General features: G+C 66.1%; 22 protein-coding genes. 9 read left to right on the top strand and 13 right to left on the bottom strand.

Annotated features, from left to right (window positions below; all coding sequences use genetic code 11):
- From NSE01_RS02475 to NSE01_RS02495, 5 genes are read left to right on the top strand one after another with little or no spacing between them, the layout of a single operon-like run.
- Window positions 1-1,044, top strand: a complete 1,044-nt coding sequence (locus tag NSE01_RS02475) for an alpha/beta fold hydrolase (RefSeq protein ID WP_371863196.1) — start codon at window positions 1-3, stop codon at window positions 1,042-1,044.
- On the top strand, window positions 1,031-1,588 hold the full coding sequence (locus tag NSE01_RS02480; protein WP_147158054.1) for a thioesterase family protein: 558 nt from the start codon (window positions 1,031-1,033) through the stop codon (window positions 1,586-1,588). Before NSE01_RS02475 ends, NSE01_RS02480 begins: the two co-directional genes overlap by 14 nt.
- On the top strand, window positions 1,588-2,736 hold the full coding sequence (locus NSE01_RS02485) for an acyl-CoA dehydrogenase family protein (RefSeq protein ID WP_147158055.1): 1,149 nt from the start codon (window positions 1,588-1,590) through the stop codon (window positions 2,734-2,736). Before NSE01_RS02480 ends, NSE01_RS02485 begins: the two co-directional genes overlap by 1 nt.
- The gene (locus NSE01_RS02490) at window positions 2,733-4,817 is read left to right on the top strand and encodes an acetate--CoA ligase family protein (RefSeq protein ID WP_147158056.1); all 2,085 of its coding nucleotides are present in this window, start codon (window positions 2,733-2,735) and stop codon (window positions 4,815-4,817) included. The genes NSE01_RS02485 and NSE01_RS02490 overlap by 4 nt, the downstream gene beginning before the upstream one ends.
- Window positions 4,814-5,593 carry an enoyl-CoA hydratase-related protein gene (locus tag NSE01_RS02495; protein WP_147158057.1) on the top strand — a complete coding sequence of 260 codons (780 nt, stop codon included), beginning with the start codon at window positions 4,814-4,816 and terminating at the stop codon, window positions 5,591-5,593. Before NSE01_RS02490 ends, NSE01_RS02495 begins: the two co-directional genes overlap by 4 nt.
- Here the strand turns inward: NSE01_RS02495 and NSE01_RS02500 are convergent.
- The 8 genes from NSE01_RS02500 to NSE01_RS02535 form a co-directional block, all read right to left on the bottom strand.
- Window positions 5,590-6,825, bottom strand: a complete 1,236-nt coding sequence (locus tag NSE01_RS02500; RefSeq protein ID WP_147158058.1) for an MFS transporter — start codon at window positions 6,823-6,825, stop codon at window positions 5,590-5,592. The genes NSE01_RS02495 and NSE01_RS02500 overlap by 4 nt on opposite strands.
- Window positions 6,815-7,570: an aldolase gene (locus NSE01_RS02505; RefSeq protein ID WP_147158059.1), complete on the bottom strand. Its 756-nt coding sequence runs from the start codon at window positions 7,568-7,570 to the stop codon at window positions 6,815-6,817. The genes NSE01_RS02500 and NSE01_RS02505 overlap by 11 nt, the downstream gene beginning before the upstream one ends.
- Entirely contained in the window at window positions 7,570-8,934 is a 1,365-nt protein-coding gene (locus NSE01_RS02510) for a peptide MFS transporter (RefSeq protein WP_147158060.1), read from the bottom strand. Before NSE01_RS02510 ends, NSE01_RS02505 begins: the two co-directional genes overlap by 1 nt.
- A gap of 105 nt (window positions 8,935-9,039) precedes the next feature.
- Window positions 9,040-10,023, bottom strand: a complete 984-nt coding sequence (locus NSE01_RS02515) for an NADPH:quinone reductase (protein WP_147158061.1) — start codon at window positions 10,021-10,023, stop codon at window positions 9,040-9,042.
- Window positions 10,023-10,817, bottom strand: a complete 795-nt coding sequence (locus NSE01_RS02520; RefSeq protein ID WP_147158062.1) for an SDR family oxidoreductase — start codon at window positions 10,815-10,817, stop codon at window positions 10,023-10,025. Before NSE01_RS02520 ends, NSE01_RS02515 begins: the two co-directional genes overlap by 1 nt.
- 21 nt (window positions 10,818-10,838) lie before the next feature.
- A complete protein-coding gene (gene cydX, locus NSE01_RS02525) occupies window positions 10,839-10,955 on the bottom strand; it encodes a cytochrome bd-I oxidase subunit CydX (protein WP_072380472.1) in 117 nt (38 codons plus the stop codon).
- Window positions 10,956-10,970: 15 nt separating this feature from the next.
- On the bottom strand, window positions 10,971-12,119 hold the full coding sequence (gene cydB, locus NSE01_RS02530; RefSeq protein WP_147158063.1) for a cytochrome d ubiquinol oxidase subunit II: 1,149 nt from the start codon (window positions 12,117-12,119) through the stop codon (window positions 10,971-10,973).
- Between the two features lie 12 nt (window positions 12,120-12,131).
- Window positions 12,132-13,721 (bottom strand): cytochrome ubiquinol oxidase subunit I, encoded by a 1,590-nt coding sequence (locus NSE01_RS02535; RefSeq protein ID WP_147158064.1) that lies wholly within the window; start codon window positions 13,719-13,721, stop codon window positions 12,132-12,134.
- A gap of 84 nt (window positions 13,722-13,805) precedes the next feature.
- Between NSE01_RS02535 and NSE01_RS02540 the strand changes: the two genes are divergently transcribed.
- From NSE01_RS02540 to NSE01_RS02550, 3 genes are all read left to right on the top strand, one after another.
- On the top strand, window positions 13,806-15,332 hold the full coding sequence (locus NSE01_RS02540) for an ABC transporter ATP-binding protein/permease (protein WP_147158065.1): 1,527 nt from the start codon (window positions 13,806-13,808) through the stop codon (window positions 15,330-15,332).
- Window positions 15,329-16,921: an ATP-binding cassette domain-containing protein gene (locus NSE01_RS02545; RefSeq protein ID WP_246134995.1), complete on the top strand. Its 1,593-nt coding sequence runs from the start codon at window positions 15,329-15,331 to the stop codon at window positions 16,919-16,921. Before NSE01_RS02540 ends, NSE01_RS02545 begins: the two co-directional genes overlap by 4 nt.
- Before the next feature lie 66 nt (window positions 16,922-16,987).
- Window positions 16,988-17,359 carry an EthD domain-containing protein gene (locus NSE01_RS02550; protein ID WP_147158066.1) on the top strand — a complete coding sequence of 124 codons (372 nt, stop codon included), beginning with the start codon at window positions 16,988-16,990 and terminating at the stop codon, window positions 17,357-17,359.
- Here the strand turns inward: NSE01_RS02550 and NSE01_RS02555 are convergent.
- The 4 genes from NSE01_RS02555 to NSE01_RS02570 form a co-directional block, all read right to left on the bottom strand.
- Window positions 17,335-18,012: a TetR/AcrR family transcriptional regulator gene (locus NSE01_RS02555; protein ID WP_147158067.1), complete on the bottom strand. Its 678-nt coding sequence runs from the start codon at window positions 18,010-18,012 to the stop codon at window positions 17,335-17,337. The genes NSE01_RS02550 and NSE01_RS02555 overlap by 25 nt on opposite strands.
- A gap of 137 nt (window positions 18,013-18,149) precedes the next feature.
- Complete coding sequence (locus NSE01_RS02560) at window positions 18,150-19,010, bottom strand: enoyl-CoA hydratase (RefSeq protein ID WP_218033233.1); 861 nt, start codon at window positions 19,008-19,010, stop codon at window positions 18,150-18,152.
- Window positions 19,011-19,135: 125 nt separating this feature from the next.
- Window positions 19,136-19,753 carry a TetR family transcriptional regulator C-terminal domain-containing protein gene (locus NSE01_RS02565; RefSeq protein ID WP_147158068.1) on the bottom strand — a complete coding sequence of 206 codons (618 nt, stop codon included), beginning with the start codon at window positions 19,751-19,753 and terminating at the stop codon, window positions 19,136-19,138.
- A gap of 2 nt (window positions 19,754-19,755) precedes the next feature.
- On the bottom strand, window positions 19,756-21,021 hold the full coding sequence (locus tag NSE01_RS02570; RefSeq protein WP_170233741.1) for an aromatic ring-hydroxylating oxygenase subunit alpha: 1,266 nt from the start codon (window positions 21,019-21,021) through the stop codon (window positions 19,756-19,758).
- Between the two features lie 168 nt (window positions 21,022-21,189).
- On the opposite strand from NSE01_RS02570, the gene NSE01_RS02575 reads away from it, so the two are divergent.
- Window positions 21,190-21,978, top strand: a complete 789-nt coding sequence (locus NSE01_RS02575; protein WP_147158070.1) for an SDR family oxidoreductase — start codon at window positions 21,190-21,192, stop codon at window positions 21,976-21,978.
- Here NSE01_RS02575 and NSE01_RS02580 read toward each other — a convergent pair.
- On the bottom strand, window positions 21,975-23,693 hold the full coding sequence (locus NSE01_RS02580) for an N-acyl-D-amino-acid deacylase family protein (protein WP_147158071.1): 1,719 nt from the start codon (window positions 23,691-23,693) through the stop codon (window positions 21,975-21,977). The genes NSE01_RS02575 and NSE01_RS02580 overlap by 4 nt on opposite strands.
- Between the last annotated feature and the right edge of the window lie 2 nt (window positions 23,694-23,695).

Here is a 23,695-nt window from a genome sequence, read left to right on the forward strand (position 1 = left end):
ATGCGGCTCGCAGCGCTGGCGCTGGCCTTGTTTGCCGTGCCGGCCATGGCAAAACCCAACGCCTTCCCGGACCGCTTCGATCCCATCGGCACCCCGGTGCAAAGCCTCGTCAGCGGCGAAGGCCGCACGCTCCACTACACCGATACCGGCGAGGCGGGCTGGCGCCCGATGCTGTTCATTGGCGGGGTGGGAACAAGCGCCCGCGCGCCCGAACTTGTAGCTTTCCTCGATACCCTGCGGCGCCGGTTGCATGTCCGGATCATATCGGTCGAACGCAACGGCCTTGGCGATACCGCCTATGATCCGAACTGGACTTTCGCAGACTATGTCGGCGAAGTCAGGCAGGTCCTCGGCCACCTCAAGATCGACCGGTTCGCCCTCGTCGCCATCTCCGGGGGCGGCGCCTATGCGGGCCACATCGCCGCTGCCATGCCAGAGCGGATCACCTCATGGCACATGCTGGCGGCCATCGCCTCGCTCCCGGCGGAAAGTCCGGTTTGCAAGGCCGATCCTGCCGCGCTTGAAGCCATGCTGGCCAAGCAGGTTGGCGCCCCGCGCGAGTTCTGGGCCATGCCGGCAGACGGTGTCGCCGCGCATGTCCCCGGCTTTGCCGACCGCGCAGCAGACGAAGGCGCGCATGCCTACTTCATCGCCGGCCAGCACGGCGATGCCCGTGCTGTGGCCCGCGAATATCGCAGCTTCTGCAATGCGCCCGCCGCTGTCACTCGCTTCCCCGCCCCCGCGTTCTTCACGTATGGCGAGGCGGACAAGCTCGTTCCGCCCGCGCAAGGCGAATACTGGGCCGCGAAAGTCGCCGGCAAGGTCACTTTCCGCCGCTACCCCGGCGAGGGGCACGACGTGCAATACCGGCACTGGGATCAGGTTCTGCTCGATGTTTCAGGCCGCGGCGGGGAGACACTGGTGTGCCGCGGCGGCAAATCGCAGCTTGTCTCCGGCATCATCGCACCAGCAGCAATGCCCAAGGGCAGCACACTCGGCCTCTGCGCCTGGAACAGGAAGGAGCCAAGCCATGCCGGACAATGAACCCCACGGCCTCACCACGCCGCTGGAAGGCATCGCCGCCGATCCGTTCCAGCCGGGCGAGGCGATCCCTGCCCCGCTACGCCTCATCCGCCCCACCGTCCCGCGCGAGTGGGTCGATTACAACGGGCACATGAGCGAGAGCTGCTATCTCCTCGTCTTCGGCGATCAGTCGGACGCCTTTTTTCGCAAGATCGGCATCGACGAGGCTTACCGCGCGGGCGGACATTCGCTGTTCACCGTGCAGACGATGATCTTCAACCTCGCCGAAGCGCATCTCGGCGATCCGCTCGATCTCGCGATCCAGCTGATCGATGCGGACGACAAGCGCCTCCACATCTTCCACACCATGCACCACGGCAAAACCGGCGAACTGCTGGCGACCGGCGAGCAGATGCTAGTGCATGTGGACATGAACGCAGGCCGCTCCACCCCCATGCCGCCCGAGCTGCACGCGCGGGTACACGCCGTTCTCGCCGCCCACGCGGGCCTCGAACGCCCGAGCCAGGTCGGCCGCTCCATCGGAATCAGACGGGACAAGAAGTGATGCATTTCGAACTTTCCTCCGAACAGCAGATGCTGGTCGATACGGTCCGCCGCTTTGTCGAGACCGAACTCTATCCGCACGAGAAGCTGGTCGAGGACACCGACAACGTGCCCGCAGACCTCGCTGACGAGATCCGGCGCAAGTCGAAGGAACTTGGCCTCTACGCGGTCAATATGCCCGCCGAACTTGGTGGCGGCGGCCTCGGCACATTCGATACAACGCTCATGGAGCGCGAGCTCGGCCGCGCCAGCTACGGACTGCAGATGATGATCGCGCGCCCCAGCAACATCCTGCGCGGCTGCACCGGCAGCCAGATCGAGGAATACCTTCTCCCCACGATCCGGGGCGAACGCCACGATTGCCTCGCCATGACCGAGCCCGATGCAGGGTCCGACGTCCGCTCGATGCGCACCTTTGCGCGCCGCGATGGCGATGACTTCGTGATCAACGGCTCCAAGCACTTCATCAGCCACGCCGATGTCGCCGATTTCGTGATCCTCTGCGCCGCGACTGGCGAAGCGGGCGGGAAGAAGACCATCAGCTGCTTCCTTGTCGATTTCGACACCCCCGGCCTCACCCGCCGTCGCGGGCCGAAGTGCGTCTCGCATCGCGGCTATCACCAGTGCGAACTGATCTTCGAAGACTGCCGCGTACCTGCCTCCGCCCTGCTGGGCGAGCTCGACAAGGGCTTCGAACTGATGGGCCAGTGGCTCGGCTCGACCCGCCTGCAAGTCGCCACCACCTCGGTCGGGCGCGGCCAGCGTGTGCTCGAAATGGCGACGCAGTGGGCCGCAACCCGCAAGCAGTTCGGGCAGGCCATCGGCAAATTCCAGGGCACCGGCTTCAAGCTCGCGGACATGAAGACCGAACTCGAAGCGGCCGAACTCCTCACCTTCCGCGCGGCGTGGAAGGACGATCAGGGCACGATGACCGATACTGATGCCGCGATGGCAAAGCTCTTCGCCTCCGAAGCGCTTGCCCGCGTGACGGACAATGCGCTCCAGATCTTTGGCGGCATGGGCCTGATGGACGAACTCCCCATCGAACGCTTCTGGCGCGATGCGCGCGTCGAGCGCATCTGGGACGGCACCAGCGAGATCCAGCGCCACATCATCAGCCGCGCACTGCTGCGTCCGCTGGAGGCATGACTTCGGATCGCCTCACACGCTTGCTGCGCCCGCGCAGTCTGGCATTGGTCGGCGGCAAGGCGGCAGAAGAAGCCGTGCGCCAGTGCCGGGCGTTGGGCTTTGCCGGACCGATCTGGCCGGTAAACCCGAAGCGCTCGGAAATGGCGGGCCTGCCCTGCTTTCCGGATATGGCCTCACTGCCAGAAGCGCCCGATGCAGTGTTCGTCGCGGCTCCCGCACCTGCGACCATCGCACTTGCAGCTGAACTGCAAGGCACCGGCGGCGCGATTTGCTACGCTGCCGACTTTGCCGAAAGCGGCGAGGAAGGCCGCGAACGGCAAGCCGCATTGCTGGAGGCCGCACAGGGCGTCCCGCTGATCGGCCCAAATTGCTACGGCATGCTCAACCTGTTCGACCGGGTGGCGCTGTGGCCAGACCAGCACGGCTGCCTGCCCATAGAGCATGGCCCCCATGGCCAGCGTGGCGTCGCCATCGTCAGCCAGAGCGGCAACCTTGCGCTCAACCTCACGATGCAGACGCGCGGCCTGCCCATTGGCTATGTCATATCGGTCGGCAACTGTGCTGACGTCACGCCGGCAGACCTGATCGAAGCGCTGATCGCCGATGAACGGGTTAGCGCCATCGGCCTGCATCTCGAAGGTCTTGGTTCGGTTGCGCGGTTCTCCGAAGCCTGCCTCGCCGCGCGCAAGGCTGGCATTCCGCTGGTTGCACTCAAGACGGGCGCTTCGGCCAAGGGCGCAGCGCTCACGATGTCGCACACCAGTTCGCTCGCGGGAGCCGATGCGCTGACCAATGCGCTGTTCGCGCGCTACGGCGTCGCCCGCGCGCATGATCCGGCCACGTTCCTCGAAACGCTGAAGCTGCTGCACGTTGCAGGCCCCTTGCGCGGGCGGCGGATCACCAGTGCAAGCTGCTCAGGCGGCGAAGCCTCGCTCACCGCCGATCTTGCCGAAGCCGCCGGCCTCGAAACGCCGGACTTCCCGGCTGCGACGCAGGCCACGCTCGAAGAAGTCCTCGGCCCCCGCGTCCATGTCGCCAACCCGCTGGACTACCACACATACATTTGGGGCGATCTCGCCGCGACCACCGCGTGCTTCAGCGCCATGCTCGGCGCGGACTTCGAAGCCTCGCTGCTGATCCTCGATTTCCCGCGTACCGACCGCTGCAGCGCTGCCGACTGGGATGTAACGCTCGCCGCCTACCGCGCGGCATGCCGCGCACCTGCGGCTCCCGGCACGGTCCGCATCGTCGTCAGCTCTCTGAGCGAAACGATGCCGGAAACCGTTGCAGCCGCGCTGCTCGCCGAAGGCATCCTTCCCGCCGCCGGACTTCCCGAAGCCTTACGCGCCATCGCCGCTGCCGCCAGCATCGGCGAAGCGTGGGCGAACCCTGCGCCAGATCCTCTGCCCGAATTGCCCGGGACGATCCACGGTGAACCTGCAAGCTGGGATGAAGTTCGCAGCAAGGCGGTGCTCGCCGCAGCAGGCGTTCCCATCGCGCGCGGCAAAGTGCTGACCCTTGCCGAACTGGAAGACCCGGCAACTCAGCTTCCCGCACCATTCCCATTGGTACTCAAGGCAGTAGGCGCCGATCTTGCACACAAGACCGAGGTTGGCGGCGTTGCCCTCAACCTATCCGGCCGCGATGCCCTGCTTGCCGCCGCCAAGGGAATGAGCCGCCTCTCCGACACGTTCCTGATCGAGGAAATGGTTGGCGGCGCGGTGGCAGAACTGATCGTCGGCGTCGGACGTGATCCGCAGTTCGGGTTGTTCCTCACCCTCGGCGCGGGCGGCATTTTCGTCGAGTTGCTGCGCCAGACCGAACAAATCCTGCTGCCGGCCAGCCACGCCGATATCGAGGCCGCGCTAGCCCGCCTCCCGCTCCACAAGGTGCTGACAGGCTATCGCGGCAAGCCCGGCTGCGACATGTCCGCGCTGGTGAACGCCATCGCCGTGATCGCCGGATGGGCCATGGCCCACGCTGATCGGCTCGAAGAAATGGACGTCAATCCGCTCCTTGCGCTCACCACCGGGGCCGTGGCGGTAGACGCCCTCATCCGCATCAGGGAACCGCAAGCATGACCGCCGTGAAGCTCGAAAACCGTGATGGTATTCTCCTCATCACGCTCGACCGGCCCAAGGCCAATGCCATCGACGTGGCCACCAGCCTAGAACTCTACGCCGCCTTCAAGGCACTGAACGACGACCCTGCTCTGCGCGTTGGCGTCATTACCGGCACGGGCCGCTTCTTTTCCGCCGGGTGGGATCTGGGCGCCGCCAACGATGGCGAAGCCGTCGATGCCGATCATGGCCCGGGCGGGTTTGCCGGCCTCACCGAATACTTCAGCCTGACCAAGCCGGTGATCGCCGCGGTCAATGGCCTCGCAGTCGGCGGCGGGTTCGAACTGGCGCTTGCGGCGGACCTCATTGTCGCCAGCGAAACGGCAAAGTTCTGGCTGCCCGAAGCGCAACTGGGGATGCTTCCCGATTCCGGGGGCCTGCTGCGCCTGCCCAAGGCCATCCCTGCCCGGCTTGCCCGCGAAATGATCCTTACCGGGCGGCGCATGGATGCGGCCGAGGCGCTGGCACTGAACCTCGTCAACCGGGTGGTGCCGGGGGAAGCTCTGCTCGAAACCGCGCTGGAACTGGCTGCGACCATCGCGAAATCCGCACCCCTCGCCATTACCGCGGCGCGCGATATCCTCCGCGAGACCGAGGCGCAGGGTGTCGAAGCCGGCTACAAGCACATGCGCAGCGGCGCGATCCCATCGTATCAGGCAATGCTGAAATCGGAGGATGCCCTCGAAGGCCCCCGCGCCTTCGCCGAAGGCCGTGCGCCGGAGTGGAAGGGGCGCTAGGCCGCTTCCCAATCCACCGGCGCGACGCGCGGCAGGATCACCAGCCAGCCGACCAGACCCAGCACGTTGACCAGCCCGGCCAGCAGGAACGCCGTGCCATAGGAACCGCCCCCGGCGTCGATCAACACGCCCGCAAAAAACACGCCGATGATGCCCGGCATATTGCCCATCATGTTCTGCACCCCCACCCAGCGCGCGGCTGCGCCCGGTCCGGCCATGATCTGCGGGATCATGAAGTACGCGGGAGAGGAGAACCCGAGAAAGATCTCGTACACGAACAGCAGCGCGATGCAGGTCCCGATCGGCATGAACGGCATCGCCAGCATGCAGCCCAGCCCTGCCAGATGCGCCAGCGCCAGCGGAGCCTTGAGCGTCAATGAAGGCGACCAGCCGCGCTGGATCAGCTTGTCGAACGCCCAACCCGCCGCCAGCGCCGCCAGCGCGTTGACGAGGTAGGCGCTGGCGACAACCTCGGCCATCTGCTCCTTGGAAAAGCCGCGCTGCATTTCGAGGTACATCGGCAGGTAGCCGAGGATGAAATACCAGTTCCAGTTGCCTGCAAAGTGCCCCAGCGAAGCCCCCCACAGCGCCCGGCGGGAAAGGATCTGGCGCATGGTCACAACCGGCCCTGCCCCGTCCTGCGCTTGCGTTGTCTCCTGGATCCGCACTCGGCTCCAGGGCAGCAGCCACAGCAGCGACAGCGCTCCAAACAGTATGAAGGTTGGCCGCCAGCCCCAGCGCGCCATCAGCATGCCGCCGATCAGCGTCCCTGCCGCTGGTCCGACCAGATAGCCGAAGCCGATCAGCCCGTTGGCCAGCCCCATCTGCGCGCGCGGCACATTGCTGGCGATGATCTTGGACGTGGTGGTGAAGGCAACGCTCTCACCCATCCCCAGCATCAGGCGCAGCACGAATAGCCCGGCAAAGCCCTGCACGAACCCCGTCAGCAGCGTGGAAACCGACCAAAGCGTGGCGCCGATCGCCAGCACCAGCTTGCCGCCCAGCCGATCAGATAGCGCGCCTGCCGGCAGCTGGCAGAACGCATAGGCAAAGTAGAACCCCGCCGCGAGCGCGCCGTAGGCCGTGGCGCTGAGGTGCAGGTCCGTGCGGATCTGTGTCGCGCCCGTCGCGAGGTTGCCGCGGTCGATGTAGTTGATGAACAGGCTGGTTGCCATGAGGCCGACCAGCAGCAGCGGCGCGGTGGTGCGAAGCGATCCGGCTTCACTCCGCATAGTCAGAGCCCTGCCTGTCGAGCATCCGCTTCAGCGCCGCGAAATGCAGTTCTATCCGGTCCAGCCCTTCGACCTGCGCGGAGGTGGTATACTGCTCGACCGTTCGGCCCAGCGCCGGTTCGTCAACCAACCGGATCTTCCCTCCGCTCGATTGCGCGAGGATCTGCGTCATCGCTGCACGCTCGAAGAAGTAGAGCGTGTTGAATGCCTCCGCGACGCTCTTGCCCGTTGTCACCACACCATGATTGCGCAGCAGCAGCACGGCCTTGCCGCCCAGAGCAGCAGCCATCCGCCGCCCCTCACCGCTGTCCAGCGCGAACCCTTCATATGCACACAGCGCGACGAGCCCTGAAAAACCGATGGCATTCTGGCTTGCCATCAGGAGTTCGGGCTCCTCCAGCATCGAGAGCGCCGTGGCATAGGGCATATGCGTGTGCATCACGCAGCGCACATCGGGCCGGGCGGCGTGGAGCGGAGCATGAATGTGGAACGCGGTGTCCTCGACCGGTCCCGTGCCTGCCAGCTTGTTGCCTGCGAAATCCACCACAAGGAAATCCGAGGCACGGATTTCCGACCAGTGCAGGCCGAACGGGGCAAGCAGGAAGCGGTCCGCATGGCCCGGCACCAGCAGCGTGAAGTGGTTATCGATCCCCTCGTGGTAACCGAAATGGACCGCCAGCCGGTGCGCGGCGGCAAGGTCTACCCGCGCCTGCCATTCGGCTTCGTCCAACCCGGCACCTGGCATCAGCGCGCAGGCTCAGGCGCGCCGTCAAGCTCGCGGATCAACGGTTTGCGCAGCAGCAGGATTACGGCCGCACCAACTACGCCAATGGCGGCATCCATGGTCCAGAATGCCGATGGGCTCATCGTGTCGAAGTAGCTGCCGACCCAACCCGCGGTGACGTGCGCGGCGAACGGAGAGAGGAACGCAACGCCCATAAGGGTCGAGGCGACGCGCGGCGGCGCTGCCTTGCTGACGATCGCCATGGTGGTCGGCCAGTAGTACATCCAGCCCAGCCCCATGATGAGCCAGCCTGCGACGGCCCAGAACGCGCCGACGCCGTGCGGCTCTGTCACGCCAAGGTTGGAGAACGCGAACAGCAGAGCTGCGAACGAGACGATGGCCGTGCCGATGCCCTGCTTGGTCACGTTAGCCGGTTCCTGCCCGCGCTTTGCCTGCCAGCTCCACAGCGCGACAAGGATCGGCGCGGCAAGGATCGATCCGAACGAATCCATGCCCGCAAACCAGCTTGATGGCACGGTGCCAAGCGGGGTGGCGAGGTTGACCCACTGATCGACCCAGAGGATGCCGATGCTCCAGACCATCGGATAGGTGATCTCGGCCGGGAAAGTCAGCGCGATGACGAAGATCAGCACCGCCACACGGCGGCGCTCGGCCGGCGTGAGCGGCGGCGCTTTCGTGCGCTCGGCACTCACCGGCTTGAAATCGGGCAGATGGCGCTGGCCCATGATGTATCCGACCATGGCCACCAGCATCAGCACCGCCGCCACGGCGAACCCGGCATGGAAGCCCCAGATCGCCGCCACGAGGCCGGTCGTCACCGGGCCGCTCGCGGCGCCGATGTTGATGCCCGTCGCGAAGATCGTGTAGCCCTGCGAACGGCGCGATTCATCCTCGCGCGGGTACAGCGTGCCGACCTGCGCCGAGATATTCCCCTTGAGGAAACCCGAACCCATGATGAGCAGCGCGAGCGCCAGCACGAAGCTTTCGTAGAACGACATCGCCGCGTGCCCGGCAGCCATCAGCAAGACGCCGATCAGAACGGTGCGCTTGGGGCCGAGCAGGCGGTCTGCCACCCAGCCGCCGATGATCGGGGTGAAGTAGACGAGGCCCGCATACCAGCCATAGATGATCGAGGCGAAAGCCACGTCGCTCATCGCGCCGTTGAAGCTGAGGCCATGGCGCAGCGCGGCCAGTCCGATGACCTTGTCTCCATGGAGGGGCAGCAGTTCCTTCACCATGTAGAGCGTGAGCAGCGCCGACATCCCGTAGAACGAGAAGCGTTCCCACATTTCGGTGAAGGCGAGGTAGTAGACCCCCTTGGGATGGCCGGCGAACTGTTCGAATTGCTGCTCTTCGGCCGCCATTATTCTATCTCACCCCTCATCGCGCACTTCGGTTCACGGTGCGCGGAAGTGCAAGGGATGGGCGATTGCTCGCCTATCCGTCAATTGCCAAAGTCATATATCTGTTCAGGGAATCGTGATGACAGCATTCCCGATTAGCCGCCCGGATTCGACTGTTTCGTGCGCCTTGGCGCTGTCTGCCAGATCAAACGTGGCGGCAATCGCGTGGTTCAGCGCGCCATCTTCCAGTGCGGCCGTCAGGCGCGCGATCATGCGCGCGCGCTCCTGCGAGGAAAGCAGGTAGACCAGCAACATCCTGAGCGTCACGTGGCGGAACATCAGCGGGTAGAACGGCAGCTTCGGCTCGGCATCAGCCATCGAGCCATAGGCGGCGATGACCCCTCCGTCACCGATCACGGCGGACGTCACCGGCAGATTCCCGCCAAACTCCACTTCGACCACGCGATCGACCGGCCTGCCCTGGTTGGCTGCGAGGATCGCATTGGCGATATCGCCGTCGCGGTAATTCACCACGGCATCAGCGCCAGCTTCCTGCGCCGCGCGCGCCTTTTCCGGTCCGCTCACCGTCGCGATCACCCGCGCGCCGCCCCACCGGGCCAGCTGAATGGCATAGTGCCCGACTGCACCGGCGCCGCCTGTCACCAGCACGGTCTGCCCTGTAACGTCGCCATCGGCGAACACGGCATGGCAAGCAGTGGAGGCCGGAATGCCGAGGCAGGCGCCAGCCTCGAAGCTGGTGCCCTGCGGCAGCGGCACGGCCTGCACTTCGGGCAGGCAGACATATTCAGCCGAGGTGCCGAAGGGCCGGCGATAGGCCGAGTTCCACACCCAGACGCGCGTGCCGATCCTCGCGGGCGAAACGCCCTCGCCGACCGCGTCGATCACGCCGGCTCCGTCGGAATGCGGTATGACGCGCGGAAAGGCGATGGGGCCGCGCAGCCCGGCGCGCGATTTCACGTCGGACGGGTTCACGCCCGAGGCATGCAGCCGCACCCGCACTTCGCCTGCACCGGGCTGCGGTGTCTCCATCTCTCCCAGCCGCAGTACCTGCGCAGCAGGGCCAGTCTCTTCATACCAAACCGCGCGCATCAAGCCTCCATATCCAATGACAGGCTCTCGGTATGCCCGTCGATCGCCAGCGCCTGCCCGGAAATCCGCGCCCCGGCCGGCGACATAAGGTATTGCACCATTGCCGCCACATCCTCCTTGGCCGCGAAGGTGCGCAGCGAGCTCTGCCGCTTGTATTCGCGCTCGACCTCTTCGGTGGTGAGGCCCCGCTCAGCTGCATCCGCCGCGATCACGCGATCGATGCGCGGACCTTCCACGCTTCCCGGGCAGATCGCGTTCACGCGGATGCCCTCGGGCCCCAGTTCCATCGCGAGCGTCTTGGTCAGCCCGATCAGCGCCCACTTGCTGGCCACATACGGACCCCGCAGCGGACAGCCAAACAGGCCCGCGTTCGAACTCATGCAAATGATCGCCGATCCCGGAGCGCGGCGGCGCAGCAGCGGGATAGCGCTGCGAGTCATCAGGAACGTGCCATTGAGGTTGACGTTTATTGTGGCGTTCCACGCCTCGATGGGCTGATCCTCCAACCGCGCAGTCGGCCCGGAAATCCCGGCGTTGTTGACGAGGAGATCAATGCCCGCAGCACCGCGAGCCATCAGATCGCTTGCGATCCATGCGTAAAACTGCGCGACCGACGCCGCATCGCTGACATCGCACACCATTGCGGCGAAGTTTTCGCGCCCGCGAAGCGCCTCTACTGCCGCCGTATCCTGATCGCCCGCATAGACCCGCCAGCCATTACCGCAGAGCGCCTCGGCAATGGCAAGGCCGATGCCGCTCGCCGCAGCCGAGATAACCGCAATGCGCCCCTTCATGCACCCGTCCTGCAATCTGCTTCAGTCCTGCACGGTCTTGTCACCGGCCGGGTCTGAATGGAACTCGTGCCAGATGCCGTTGAGGATGGCGACGCTCACCGCAAGGCCAAGGCCGAGTATCCACGAAAAATACCACATCGCGCTTGCTCTCTCTCAGTACATGTCGGGGTTTAGGCGGACTTCTTCGGCGCCCACTCGGCCGAACATCACCCGGTAGGCCCAGGTCGTGTAAGCGAGCACGATCGGCAGGAAGATCAGCACCACCACCAGCATGATGAACAGGGTGAGGTGGCTGGACGAGGCGTTCCATACCGTCAGGCTCGAAGCCGGGTCGATGGCGCTGGGCAGGATGAACGGAAACATCGAGAGCCCGACCGTGGCGATGATCCCGGCGGCCGCCAAGGTCGAACCGGCAAACGCCAGCGCATCACGCCGGATTCGCAGGCCCGCTAGTGCCACGAGCGGACCGAAAAGACCGAGCAAGGGCGCCGCCATCAGCCACGGATGCGCTCCATAGTTGTCGAGCCACGCGCCCGGCGCGGCAATCGCGCGGGCAAGGTGCGGATTGGACGGACCGCCGGTATCGACCACATCGGCCATGCGGAAGCCCAGACCGCCCCATGCGACATAGGCTCCACCCGCGGCGAACAGGACAAGGGTTGCCACCGCAGCACCCGCGCCAATTTGCCGCGCACGGTGCTGCACTGGTCCCGGTTCCAGCTTCATCGCCAGCCAGCCGGCACCGTGCGTCACCAACATTGCCACCGACAGCACGCCGGTCAGCAGGCTGAACGGCGTGAACAGGCCCAGCAGCGAGCCTTCATAGCTCGCGCGCAGATCGCCATCGAGGCGGAAGGGTGCGCCCAGCAGCACGTTGCCCACCGCGACGCCGAAAACCAGCGCAGGCACCAGACCGCCCGTAAACAACGCCCAATCCCACCGCGCGCGCCACGCCGGGTCTGGCCGCTTGGAGCGGTACTTGAAGCCGACCGGGCGCAGGATCAACGCCGCCAGCACAAGAAACATCGCAAGGTAGAAGCCGGAGAAACTCACAGCATAGACATAGGGCCAGGCCGCGAAGATCGCTCCGCCGCCGAGGATGAACCACACCTGGTTGCCTTCCCAGGTCGCGCTCACGGTGTTGATGACCATGCGCCGCTCAAGGTCGTTCTTCGCGACAAAGGGCAGGAGCGCCATCGCGCCAAGGTCGAACCCGTCGGTTAGTGCGAAGCCGATCAGCAATACGCCGATCAGCGCCCACCAGATCAACCGGAGCGTCTCGTAATCAAGCGGCAGCGTCATCGCGCCTCTCCTTCACTCGGCGGGAACGCTGTGGAACGGGGTGGGCGCCTGTGGCGGCGGAACCGGGTCGCGGCGCGGTTGCCAAGGCGTGTAGCCTTCCGGCCCGTGCCGGATTGTCGCCAGCATCAGCCGCACCTCGATCACCGCAAGCGCGCTGTAGAGCAGCGTGAAGCCTGCGATGGTCGTCCAGATCTGCGCGGTGGTGAGGCTCGATGCGCCAAGGAAGGTTGGCAGCACGCCATCGACCGCCCACGGCTGGCGGCCGATTTCGGCCACCATCCAGCCAAGCTCGATAGCAACCCACGGCAGCGGGATGATCATCACCGCGGCGCGCAGGAACCACTTGGCATTGAACCGCCGCGTATTGGCCATGACCAGCGCGGTCGCGAAAAAGCCGATGAACAGGAAGCCGAGCCCCGCCATACCGCGGAACATCCAGAACAGCGCCGGCACGTTGGGCACGGTAGACCACGCCGCCTTGTCTAGCGCGGCGCTGTCAGCCTTGCGCGGATCCGCCACGAACCGCTTCAGCAGCAGGGCATAGCCGAGATCATCCTTGGCGCTTTCAAACTGCGCGCGGGCCGCAACATCCTTGGGATTGACCTTGAGCTTCTCGACCGCGTCATAGGCCACCAGCCCATGCTCGATGCGCATGCGGGCGTGGGCGACAAGCGGATAGATCCCCTCGACCTGCCCGGTCAGGCTGCGCGTGCCGATAATGCCGAGGACGTAGGGAATCTTGACCTCGAAGAGCGTCTCGCGCCCCGTGCTCGAAGGCAGACCGAACACCGCGATCCCCGCAGGAGCCGGTTCAGTGTGCCATTCCGCTTCGACTGCGGCGAGCTTCATCTTCTGGTTGTCGGTCAGCGTGTAGCCGCTCTCATCGCCGAGCACGACGACCGACAGCGCTGATGCCAGCCCGAACGCGGCGGCAACCGCAAAGCTGCGCTTGGCGAGTTCGAGATGCCGCCCCTTGAGCAGGTACCAGGCCGAAACGCCCAGCACGAACACGCTTGCGGCGACATAGCCCGCGCTCACCGTGTGGACGAACTTGGCCTGCGCGACGGGATTGAACACCACATCGAAGAAATTCGTCACTTCCATGCGCATGGTGATCGGGTTGAACTCGGCCCCCGTGGGATGCTGCATCCAGCCGTTGGCGATCAGGATCCACAGCGCCGAAAGGTTGGAGCCCAGCGCGACCATGAAGGTCGTGAACAGGTGCTGGCGTGCGCTCAGCTTGTCCCAACCGAAGAACATCAGCCCGACGAACGTGGCCTCGAGGAAGAAGGCCATCAGCCCCTCGATCGCCAGTGGCGCGCCGAAAATGTCGCCCACGTAGTGCGAGTAGTAGGACCAGTTCGTGCCGAACTCGAACTCCATGGTGAGCCCGGTTGCGACACCCAGCACGAAGTTGATTCCGAAGAGCTTGCCCCAAAATCGGGTGATATCCCGCCATATCGGGCGGTCGGTCATCACATAGACGCTTTCCATGATGACCAGAATGAACGACAAGCCGAGCGTGAGCGGCACGAACAGGAAATGGTACAGCGCGGTCAATGCGAACTGCAGCCGGGAAAGTTCCACCACTGCCATATCCATCGCTTGTGCCCTTTCGTGGCCTGAGCGCAGCGGCGGGACCGAGTCTCTCGCCGCCGCCCGCCGCCCAATAAACGATTCCAAATCATGAGGATACCCAAAGCGGCAGGCCTTGCCTGGACTTCCGATATAATCGGCGCGGGCATATTCGCGTGGGGCGCCGCCAGCGCGCTTGAGGCGCGGCTGGAAGGCACTTCAGGCATGGCTACAGGTGCCGCCCTGATGCTGCTCGGCGGCCTGCTGCGGCTTGCCAGCCTGTATGGCGCGCAAGTCCTTGGCTTCGACGAAGGCCGGTTGCTCGCCCGGTCGCGGCGCGCAACGCTGTTCCCACACCTGCTCTCGCTGGCTGGGCCGGCAGCCCCGGCCCTTGGCGCAACCGCGACGCTGGCGATCGATCACGTCGCCGCCGAGCAGGCGAAGGTTGCCCGGTTCGATCCCGTGCGCAAATCGGCGACAATGGCGCCGATCCTCGTCGTCCTTGTGGTCGCGCTGCAAAGCCGGGTCGCCGCGCTGATCCTGTTCCTGACGCTGATCCCGTTCGTGATCGGCATGATCCTCGCCGGCGGCGCAGCCCGTCAAGCCGCAGACCGGCAGATGGCAGCAATCACTGCGCTATCCGCGCTTTATGTGGATCGCATCCGACATCTGCCGATCATCCGCCACTTCGCTGCGGAAGACAGGATTGCACGGCAGGCGGGCGGTGCCGCCGAGGACGTTGCCGAGCGGACCATCGCGGTCCTGCGGGCAGCGTTTCTGTCCAGCGCGGTGCTCGAGTTCTTCGCAGCGCTGAGCGTGGCGCTTGTCGCGGTCTATTGCGGCTTCAGCCTGCTCGGCCTGCTGCCGTTCAACCCGCCCGAACAGCTCGACTACCGGGCCGCGTTCTTCGTGCTGGTGATGGCCCCTGAGTTCTATTTGCCGATGCGCCGCCTCGCCGCTGCGTATCACGAGAAGCAGCTTGGTGAAGCAGCCGAGAAGGCGCTGGCGCAAGTGCCGGAGCCGGTCAGCCGCCCTGCCGCGTCAGATCATGTCTCGCTGCAGAGCGTTGCGATTGTCTGGCCGGGGCACCGCATCGGCCCGATCAGCTTCGAGCTTGGCGCGCGCGGCCTTGTGTGCATCACCGGGCCGACGGGCAGCGGCAAGACCAGCCTGCTTGCCGCGATTGCCGGCCAAGTCGCCCCAAGCGAAGGCGCGCTCGAAACCCTGCCGGCGGAAGCCATTGCGTGGGCCGGGCAAGTGCCGCTGCTGCTCCCGACCACGCTGGACGACAATCTGCGGCTGGGCCGGCCTGACGCTGGCGAGGACGAAGTTGCCGCAGCCATGCGCGCGGTGGGGCTCGATGCGCTGGTGGCCCGCCGCGACAATGGCCTTGCCACCGCCATCGACCACCACGGCGCATGGCTTTCCGGCGGGGAGCGGCGACGCCTGGGCCTTGCCCGCGCGCTGATCGCGGATCGGCCGCTCTTGCTGGCAGACGAGCCAACCGCCGATCTTGATGCCGCCAGCGCCGACCAGATCATCGCGCTGCTCAAGGCGGAAGCGCAGCGGCGGGCGGTAATCGTCGCGACACACGATGAGCGCCTTGCTGCCCTCGCGGATCAGGTGATTGCACTGTGATCTCGGTGCGCTTCCCCCTGCCCCTGCCGCGGCGCGTAAAGAGCCGCATCGCGCTGGGCTTTGCTGCGGCGCTGGCGGCGGGCATCGGCGGGCTCGTCCTGCTCGCACTGTCCGGCTGGTTCCTGACTGCCGCCGCCTTGGCCGGCGCGAGCGGGGCTGCAGCCATTGCGGCCTTCAACTACCTGATCCCGGCCGCCGCGATCCGGGGCCTTGCCATCGTGCGCACGGCGGCGCGCTATGGCGAGCGGCTGTGGAGCCATGAAGCCGCGCTCCACGCCCTTGCGGGGCTGCGCAGCACCCTGTTCGCCCGGCTCGCCCACGCGGATGGCCGCAGCGCTCCCGACCTTTCGGGCGGCGACGCGAGCGCGCGGCTGATCGGGGACATCGCAGCGCTCGAAGATCTCGTCGTGCGGCGCCCCGGTATCCCGGCGGCGATCGGGACGATGCTTGTCGGTATTGGCGCAGTGGCGCTCGCGGGGTGGCTGGCCGCCTTGCTGCTGCTGGCCGTGCTGGCGCTCCTCCTTGCCGCGCTGGCGATCCTGCCGACGCGCCTCAGCGCCGCCCCGGCTGCCGAGGCCGCCGCCGCGACAGCTGCGCTGCGGCGCATGTTGGTGGACTACGCCGCCGCGCGCAGCGAAATCATCACTTACGGCCTGGCAGACCGCGTGACCGGCTTGCTGGCAGAGCAAGCGGACAGGCTGGATAGCGCCCAACGCCAGTTGGCGCGGATCGAAGCGGCCAGCAGCGGGCTGCTGATCCTTGGGAGCGCATTGGCCGCTGCGCTCACCCTGATGGCAAGCACCGCCAGCGCACCACTGACCGCACTCGCCATGCTCGCCGCCACTGCATGCATCGAGGCTGTTGCCGCGATCGCCCGCTCCAGCGCGCGCGAAGCCGCCGTGGCCGAGGGGACCGAGCGCCTGCGGGTGCTGCTGGCACTGCCGGCACCGCAGGATGCGCCGTCCGTGGCAGCGACGGCGTCATGGCCGCTCGGCCTCGGCCAAGCCACCTTTGCAGCCGGCAGCCGGATCGCGCTTACCGGCCCCTCGGGTTCCGGCAAGACACGCGTGATCGAGGCACTGGCCGGCCTGCGCGCGCCGGCGCATCTGCTCTCGCTTGACGGCAAGGCGCTGGCCATGCTGCCGGAGGCGGAACTGCGCAGGCAGATCGCGCTCGCCCCGCAGGAGCCCATGCTGATCGCCGGCACGGTGGCCGATAACCTGCGCCTCGCCCGGCCCGGAATCGACGCGGCGGCGATGGAGCAGGCGCTGCGCACCGCGCAATTGTGGGACCGGATCACGCGTATGCCGCAAGGGCTCGATACGATGCTCGGCGAAGACGGCGGCATTCTCTCGGGCGGGGAGCGCAAGCGGCTATCGCTGGCGCGGGCGCTGCTGGCGGAGCGGCCGTGGCTGCTGCTGGACGAGCCGACCGAGGGCCTCGACGCGGCAACCGAAGCCTCGCTGGTGGCCGCGCTCGGGGCATGGCTCGATGCGACCGGCACCGGCCTGCTGATCGCTTCGCACCGTGCGGCACCGCTGGCGCTGGCAGCGGTTGTGGTTCCGGTCGAAGCTATCCCGGCCGCCTAACCTATTCGCCAGCCGCAGCGCCGAGGGCAATGGGATAAACTATACCCCGCAAAAGGGGAGACCCGCATGACAGTGACTGTCCTTACGCTGCTCAAGCGCCGTGCCGATATGAGCAAGGCCGATTTCATCGCCTATTACGAGACGCATCACCGCCTGATCGGCGAGAAGGTGCTTGGTCCTTGGGCGATCCGGTATGAACGCAAGCATCTGCATCCCATTGACGGCACCGACGCGGACCATGATTTCGACGTCGCCATGGAGATCGAATTCGCCGATGAAGCGGCCATGAGTGCCTGCTTTGCCGCGCTGGCGGAACCGGAGACGCGGCAGATCATCACCGAGGACGAGGAGCGCCTGTTTGACCGGCCGCGCATGCGCGTCTACCGGGTGGAGCAGCACCGCTCAGATATGCCTCAAACCACCAGCTTGCCGGCATAGACCTGCCGCAGCACCTCGTTGGAGAGCCGCTGCGTCAGCCGTGTCCGCGCCTCGCCGAAGACCGGTTGCTGCAGGAGCAGGCCCATGTGGAGCACGTTCACAAAGTCGCTCGCGAGCTTCATCTGCTCCCACTGGTCGCGCCAGTGCGGGAAGGCCTCAATCATTTCGGCGATCCACACTTCATCGTAGCGGCGCGCGACGGGGCCGAAGAACTGGTCAAGCTCGCGGTCCGTGCGCGCAGCGACGGCCAATTCGAGATAGGCGGCGTATTCGCGCGTCTGCACGCTGCGCCAGTGCGCCGCCGTGGCGATATCCAGCCGCTCCGCCTCCGATGCATCCTTCATCTTCTCGAGGTAGTCCTCGAGAAACAGGCGCATGCGTTCAAAGAACACATGTTCGACAACCGCGCCGACGAGTTCCATCCGGGTCGGGAAATGGTGATGCATCGCCCCGCGCGAGACCCCGGTGCGCTCCACCACGGCCTGCGTCGTAAGGCCCGAATAGCCGCTTTCGACCAGGCAATCGATCGCCGCCTCGATAATGCGCAGCCGCGTGCGCGCACTTTTCTGCTGCTGCCAGCGTGCCGGCTGCACCCCCTGCCCAGCCGGCAACAGGGCATGCAGCACACGCGTCTTGGTCGTCGATCCGGTCACTGGCATGCCCCTGCCCCGTATTTCGGATAATCCTACTCTTTCGCACACCCGCCAGCCAGCATCATCTTGCGATGCGCCGCGGGGCTGCCGTCAGGGGTGGCACGGTAGCTGCCGGGATTGAAGCCGGGGTTCGAGTGCTAGTCCTTCCGGCTCGCCCGTGCCTCGCGCTTGATGATGTCCAGGCCCTCGGGATCGACGAGTTGGCCATAGATCGCGAAGTTGTTGGCGTGGCCGAACTGATGGAGATTGAACGCGGACTGGATCGCGTTCCACATCCCCTGCGCGTCCATCGACTGGTTCACGCTCATCTTCGCCGTCTTGAGCCCGATGGCGGGGCGCGAAGCGATCTTTTCCGCCATTGCCAGCGTGAAGCTCTCAAGCTCCGCGCGCGGGACGACTTCGTTGACCATGCCGAGCGACTTCGCCTCCGCTGCGCCGATGGATTCGCCGGTGAACAGCAGCTGTTTGGCCTTGCGGTGGCCGAGTTCGAAGGCGTGGACGAAGAATTCGTGGCCGTTCATCCCGAAGGCGACGACGGGATCGGAGAACTCGGCATCATCGGATGCGATGATGAGGTCGAACGGCCAGATCAGCATGAGTCCGCCCGCAATCGCCTTGCCTTGAACGGCGACGATGATCGGCTTGGGCAGGTTGCGCCAGCGCCAGCAGAAGCCGAGGTAGACCTCCTGCTCGCGCGACATGTGGCCCTGCGGGCCCTTGTGGCGATAACCGCCGAAGCCGAGCACTGGCGGGCGCAGATCGCCGATGCGCACACGGTCGCTGAGATCGTGGCCGGAAGAGAAGTTCTTGCCTTCGGACGCGACCACAACGACGTTCACTTCGTCATCGTCCATCGCGATATCGAGGGCATCGTTGATCTCGTAGAGCATGCGCAGGCCCTGCGCGTTGTGCTTTTCCGGCCGGGCCAGCGTGATCCGGGCCACGCGCGGCGCCGGACGGTCGTAACGGATATCCTCGAACGCAGGCACCTCTGGCATGATCGCATTCCTTTTACAGGGCCCCGCGCAGCGAAGACGCATCGCCGTGGCTCCACCGCCGCCGACAAATGCGCCGCCAGCCGGACCCTCTGACGATTAGCGCCAAGTTGCCGGCCGCCACCCTCTCAAAATTGCGACAGCGCCGGATGCGAAGGCGCCGCTTGCCGCTTGATGCGCGCACAGGCGCTGTCAATCGCTCGCACTTGCTCGGCGGCGGGCCAAGCCTCGGGATCGAACACGACCTGCGTCGCGATCCCCACGAGCGCGGCGAGCAGAGCGCTTGCCGCTGGCTGCCGTTCGTCGGCCGCAAGGTGCGCACAGGCCGGGTCGCACGCCAGCACATCGCCAATCCGGCCAACAAGTTCGCGCACCCGGGTGCGCTGCTCGGCGGCGAATTCGGGGTCGGCAATCGCCATGCCCCAGAAAGAGAACCACACCCGCCAGTCTCGCTCGACGGTGGGATCGGTCGGCAGCAGGGCATGCAGCATGGCGGCAATGTCCCCGCCCTCGGCAGGCTGCGAAGCCTCGGTCCGCGCCTTTGAGCCGAGCGCGGCGTGCCGATATGTCAGCAGCATGAGCGCCCGCTTGTCGGCAAAGTAATGCGTTACCGCCTTGGTGCTGAACCCTGCCGCCGCCGCAACCGCGCGCACTGTTGCCGCCTCCGCCCCGCCAGCCGCGACGAGATCTGCGGCGACTTCGGCCAGCGCAATGCGCCGCGCATCATGATCGATTGCGGCGGGCATGCTCAGGCAAACGGCGAGGCGAGCAGCGCGGGGAGTTCGTCCTGCTCGGCCTCGATCAACCGGTCTAGCCAGCGGTGGAAATGCTGAAGCCCGCCCTCGTTGCGGCCAAAGCGCACCTCGTCGACCAGCCCCGTGCCGAAAACATGCTGCTGGAACGCCGAGGTCGGGAGGTCTTCATCCCCCACCACATGCGCAAGGAAGCCGCCAAGGTCTTCCATTGCCTTGCGGGTATCCGCATCGGGGGGAGTTTCGGCGAGGAACGTCTGGGTGGTGGTCGATGTGCCGACCTCCGCTCCCGGCACGACGATGGAAAGCAGCACACCGCGATGGCCGCCCGGGTAGAATGTGTTGATGGAAACCCCGGGAAACAGGATCCATTCCCCCATCAGCAGCGGATCGGCCGGTTCGCCTGCCGTCGGCACGCGGCCAAGCGCGTAGAGGTCGTCGCGCGAAACCGCGCCGGGCCGGCTCTGCGGGGCGATCACCCGCTGGTGCGGGCCCTGGCTGAAATAGAACGCGCGGTTGCTGCGGTCCGGGCCAAAGGTCTCGCGGTGGAGCACCGGCACATGATAGAACTCGAGATGCGCATCGAAGGCGAGCTTCCAGTTGGGCCCATGCAGCGTACGGCTGCTCACATGGGTCCATCCCGCAAGGCCAAAGCCTGAGATCAGGCTGTCGATCCCGCCAAGCAGGTCTGCCGGATCGTGCGGGCTTGCAGGGTCAAGAATGGCCCAGACAAGCCCGGCCCGCTCGGTCACTGGGAAGCGCTTCATTGCAAGCGCCGCCTTGTCCACTGCGCCGAAGTCGGTCGCGCTGGCGACCCCGAGCAAGGCTCCGTCCTGCGCGAAAGTCCAGCCGTGATAGGGGCAGGTAAACCGCGCCGCCGCACCGCAGCCGCTTGCCACCGCAACGCCGCGATGGGTGCAGCTGTTGAGCAGCGCATGGACCGCACCGTGCCGGTCGCGGACCAGCAGGATCGGGATGCCCGCCACCTCCAGCGTCTTGAAGTCGCCCGGCCCCGGCACCTCGCACGAAGCCGCGAGCACCAGCGGAACGCGCTGGAAGATGCGCGCCTTCTCGCGCGCGAACCGTTCGGGCGAGGTATAGTGCGCAGGATCGAGGCGCATCACTTCATCAGCCAGCGGGAATGTCTGTGCGGCAGTGTGCTCCAGCAAAGCCTCGGCATGCTGCTCAAGAACAGCCCGCGCGGGATCGCCCGGCAGCGGAGGAGGCGCGGCACCGATCACGCCCGGAGTCATGCTGTTCATTGTCCCTCTCCCCCGATCAAACTTCCTGCCGCAGCATAAGCAGGACGAACGCGGTGTGCAACACGCGTTGCACATGTCGATGCGTGGTGATCGCCAGCAATATCGCCAGTTTACGCGGTCCTTGCTAAGCGAAAGGAAGAGCGGGCAGGACGCTGGTGAGGGTGCACGATGGATCTCGGAATCAAAGGCCGCAAGGCGCTGGTCAATGGCGGCAGCGCAGGTATGGGGCGCGGCGCCGCGCTGGCCTTGGCGCGCGAGGGGGCCGAAGTATTCATTTCCGCGCGCGGAGCAGAGCGGCTTGAGGCCACCTGCGCCGCCATCGCCGCCGAGACGGGAGCAAGCGTTCACGCCATCAAGGCCGATCACGCGAGTGACGAGGGCCGCGACGCAATCCTTGCCGCCTGCCCCGATCCGGACATCTTCGTGGCAACCTGCGCGCCGCCACCGTTCACCGGCGATTTCCGCGATGTCTCGCGCGAGGAGTTCGAGAAATCCGTGGCAACCGCGCTGCTCAGCCCGATCGACTATATCAAGGCTGTTTCGGGGCCGATGATGGCGCGGCGCTGGGGCCGCATTGTCAACATCAGCACCGGTGCGGCGAAGTACCCAGCCGCAATGCGCGTGCTTTCCGGCCCGCCGCGCGCGGCGCTCGCCAACTACTGCCACGCGATCTCCAAGGAACTGGCGCGCTACAACGTGACTGTGAACTCGATACTGCCGGGCATGCACCATACGCCGGGGATCGAGGAGATGATGAACCCGCGCGCAGCCAAGAATGGGCGGACTTATGACGAGGAAGTCGCCGCCTTCGTGAAAGCCGTGCGCATTCCAGCCGGGCGCTTCGGCGATGCCGAAGATCTCGGCGCAATGGTCGCCATGCTGTGCAGCGCGCAGGCGAGCTTCGTCACCGGGCAGTCGTTGGTGGTTGATGGCGGGATGGGGACTTCGATCTTCTAGTTGAGGCGATAGCCCGCCCCCCGGATCAGCTTGCCCGGCCGCGCGCCGGTGGACTGGTCGAACCGGCGGATCACTTCGCCCGCGACCACGGTCGCTTCATAGCCCGTCGCGCGCTGATGGAGACGGCGGCCTCCGGCGGGCAGATCGCGCACCACTTCGGGGAGGTGGAGCGACAGTCCGTCGAGATCGATCACGTTAAGATCGGCGCGCTCACCCACAGCCAGCAGCCCGCGATCATTCAGGCCGACCGCACGCGCGGCCTTTCTGCCGAGCATGTGCACAGCCTCGGCCAGATCCAGCTTGAGCGGCCCTTCGCCCTTCACAAACTGGGTCAGCAGGTAAGTCGAATAGCTCGCATCGCAGATCGCGCCATAATGCGCGCCGCCATCGCCGAGGCCGGGAACGCAGTAGGGATGCTTCAGCATCTCGTGCGCGCTATCGAGCTTGGCGTTCTCGTAGTTGCCTAGCGCGGCAAGGAACAGCCCCTTGCCCTTCGTCTCCAGAATGCGGTCGTATGCGATCTCCTGCGGCGTGCAACCGCGTGCGGCGGCTTGCCCTGCCATGCTCATATGCGCAGGCGGTGCATAGTCTGGCGGATTGTCGAGCGGGAACAGCCAGCGCCAGTTGCGGGCCAGCGCGTTGAACGGATGGCCGGGGGCGAAGTCCTCGCTCAGCAGCGCCTCGCGCAGCGCGGGATCGCGCATCGCGGCAACCTGTTCGGGGATCGGCAGGTGTGCGATCTTGCTCCAGCTGGGGCAAAGCACGAAGGGATGCACCGTCAGTTCCAGCCCCGCGATCAGACCGATCGGGCGCGGCATGACTTGCGCGTGGGCGGTGCCGCCGGCAGCGTTGGTCGCCTCCAGCATTTCGAGGACCTTGCGCCAGCGCGGCGGCGCATCGTTGCCCGAAGCGAGCGTGAAGGTGGCGGGGCGCCCGCTCGCGGCGATCACCCGCTCGATCACGCGGTATTCCTTGTCCCACCCGACGAAGGCATCGAGCACGACCTGGAACGTGCCCGCGCCCACATCGCCCATGCCGCGCGTGATTGCTTCGAGTTCCGCAATATCGGCATCGAAGGTGGGGATCGCGCCGCCATCCGCCGTCTTGTGGATCGAGAGGCGCGAGGTGGCAAAGCCGATGGCCCCGGCACGCATGGCCTCCGCGGTCAGGCGCCGCATCAGCGCAAGGTCCGCCTCGGTCGCCGGTTCGCGCGCCGCACCGCGTGTCCCCATGGCATAGACGCGCAAGGGGGAGTGCGGGAGATAGGCGGCAACGTCGATATCGCGCTTCTGGGCGGCGACCTTGTCGAGGTATTCGGGGAAGGTTTCCCAATCCCACGAGAGCCCCTCGGTCATCACCACGCCGGGGATATCTTCCACGCCTTCCATCACGTTGATGAGCATATCGTGATCGGCCTTGCGGCAGGGCGCGAAGCCGACACCGCAATTGCCCATGACCGCTGCCGTCACGCCGTGCGCCGAGGACGGGGAAAGCTCCTCTGCCCAGATGCACTGGCCGTCATAATGCGTGTGGACGTCGATGAAGCCGGGGGTGACGATCCGCCCCTTTGCGTCGATCTCTTCCGCGCCGCGCCCGCTGAACGCGCCGATCGCGGCGATGCGGCCACCCGCGATGGCGAGATCGCCTTCGATCAGATCCCCGCCGCTGCCATCGGCAATGGTGCCGCCCCGGATCACCAGATCATAGTCAGCCATGC

Source organism: Novosphingobium sediminis (genome assembly GCF_007991615.1).
In the GTDB taxonomy this organism is placed as follows: Bacteria; Pseudomonadota; Alphaproteobacteria; order Sphingomonadales; family Sphingomonadaceae; genus Novosphingobium; species Novosphingobium sediminis.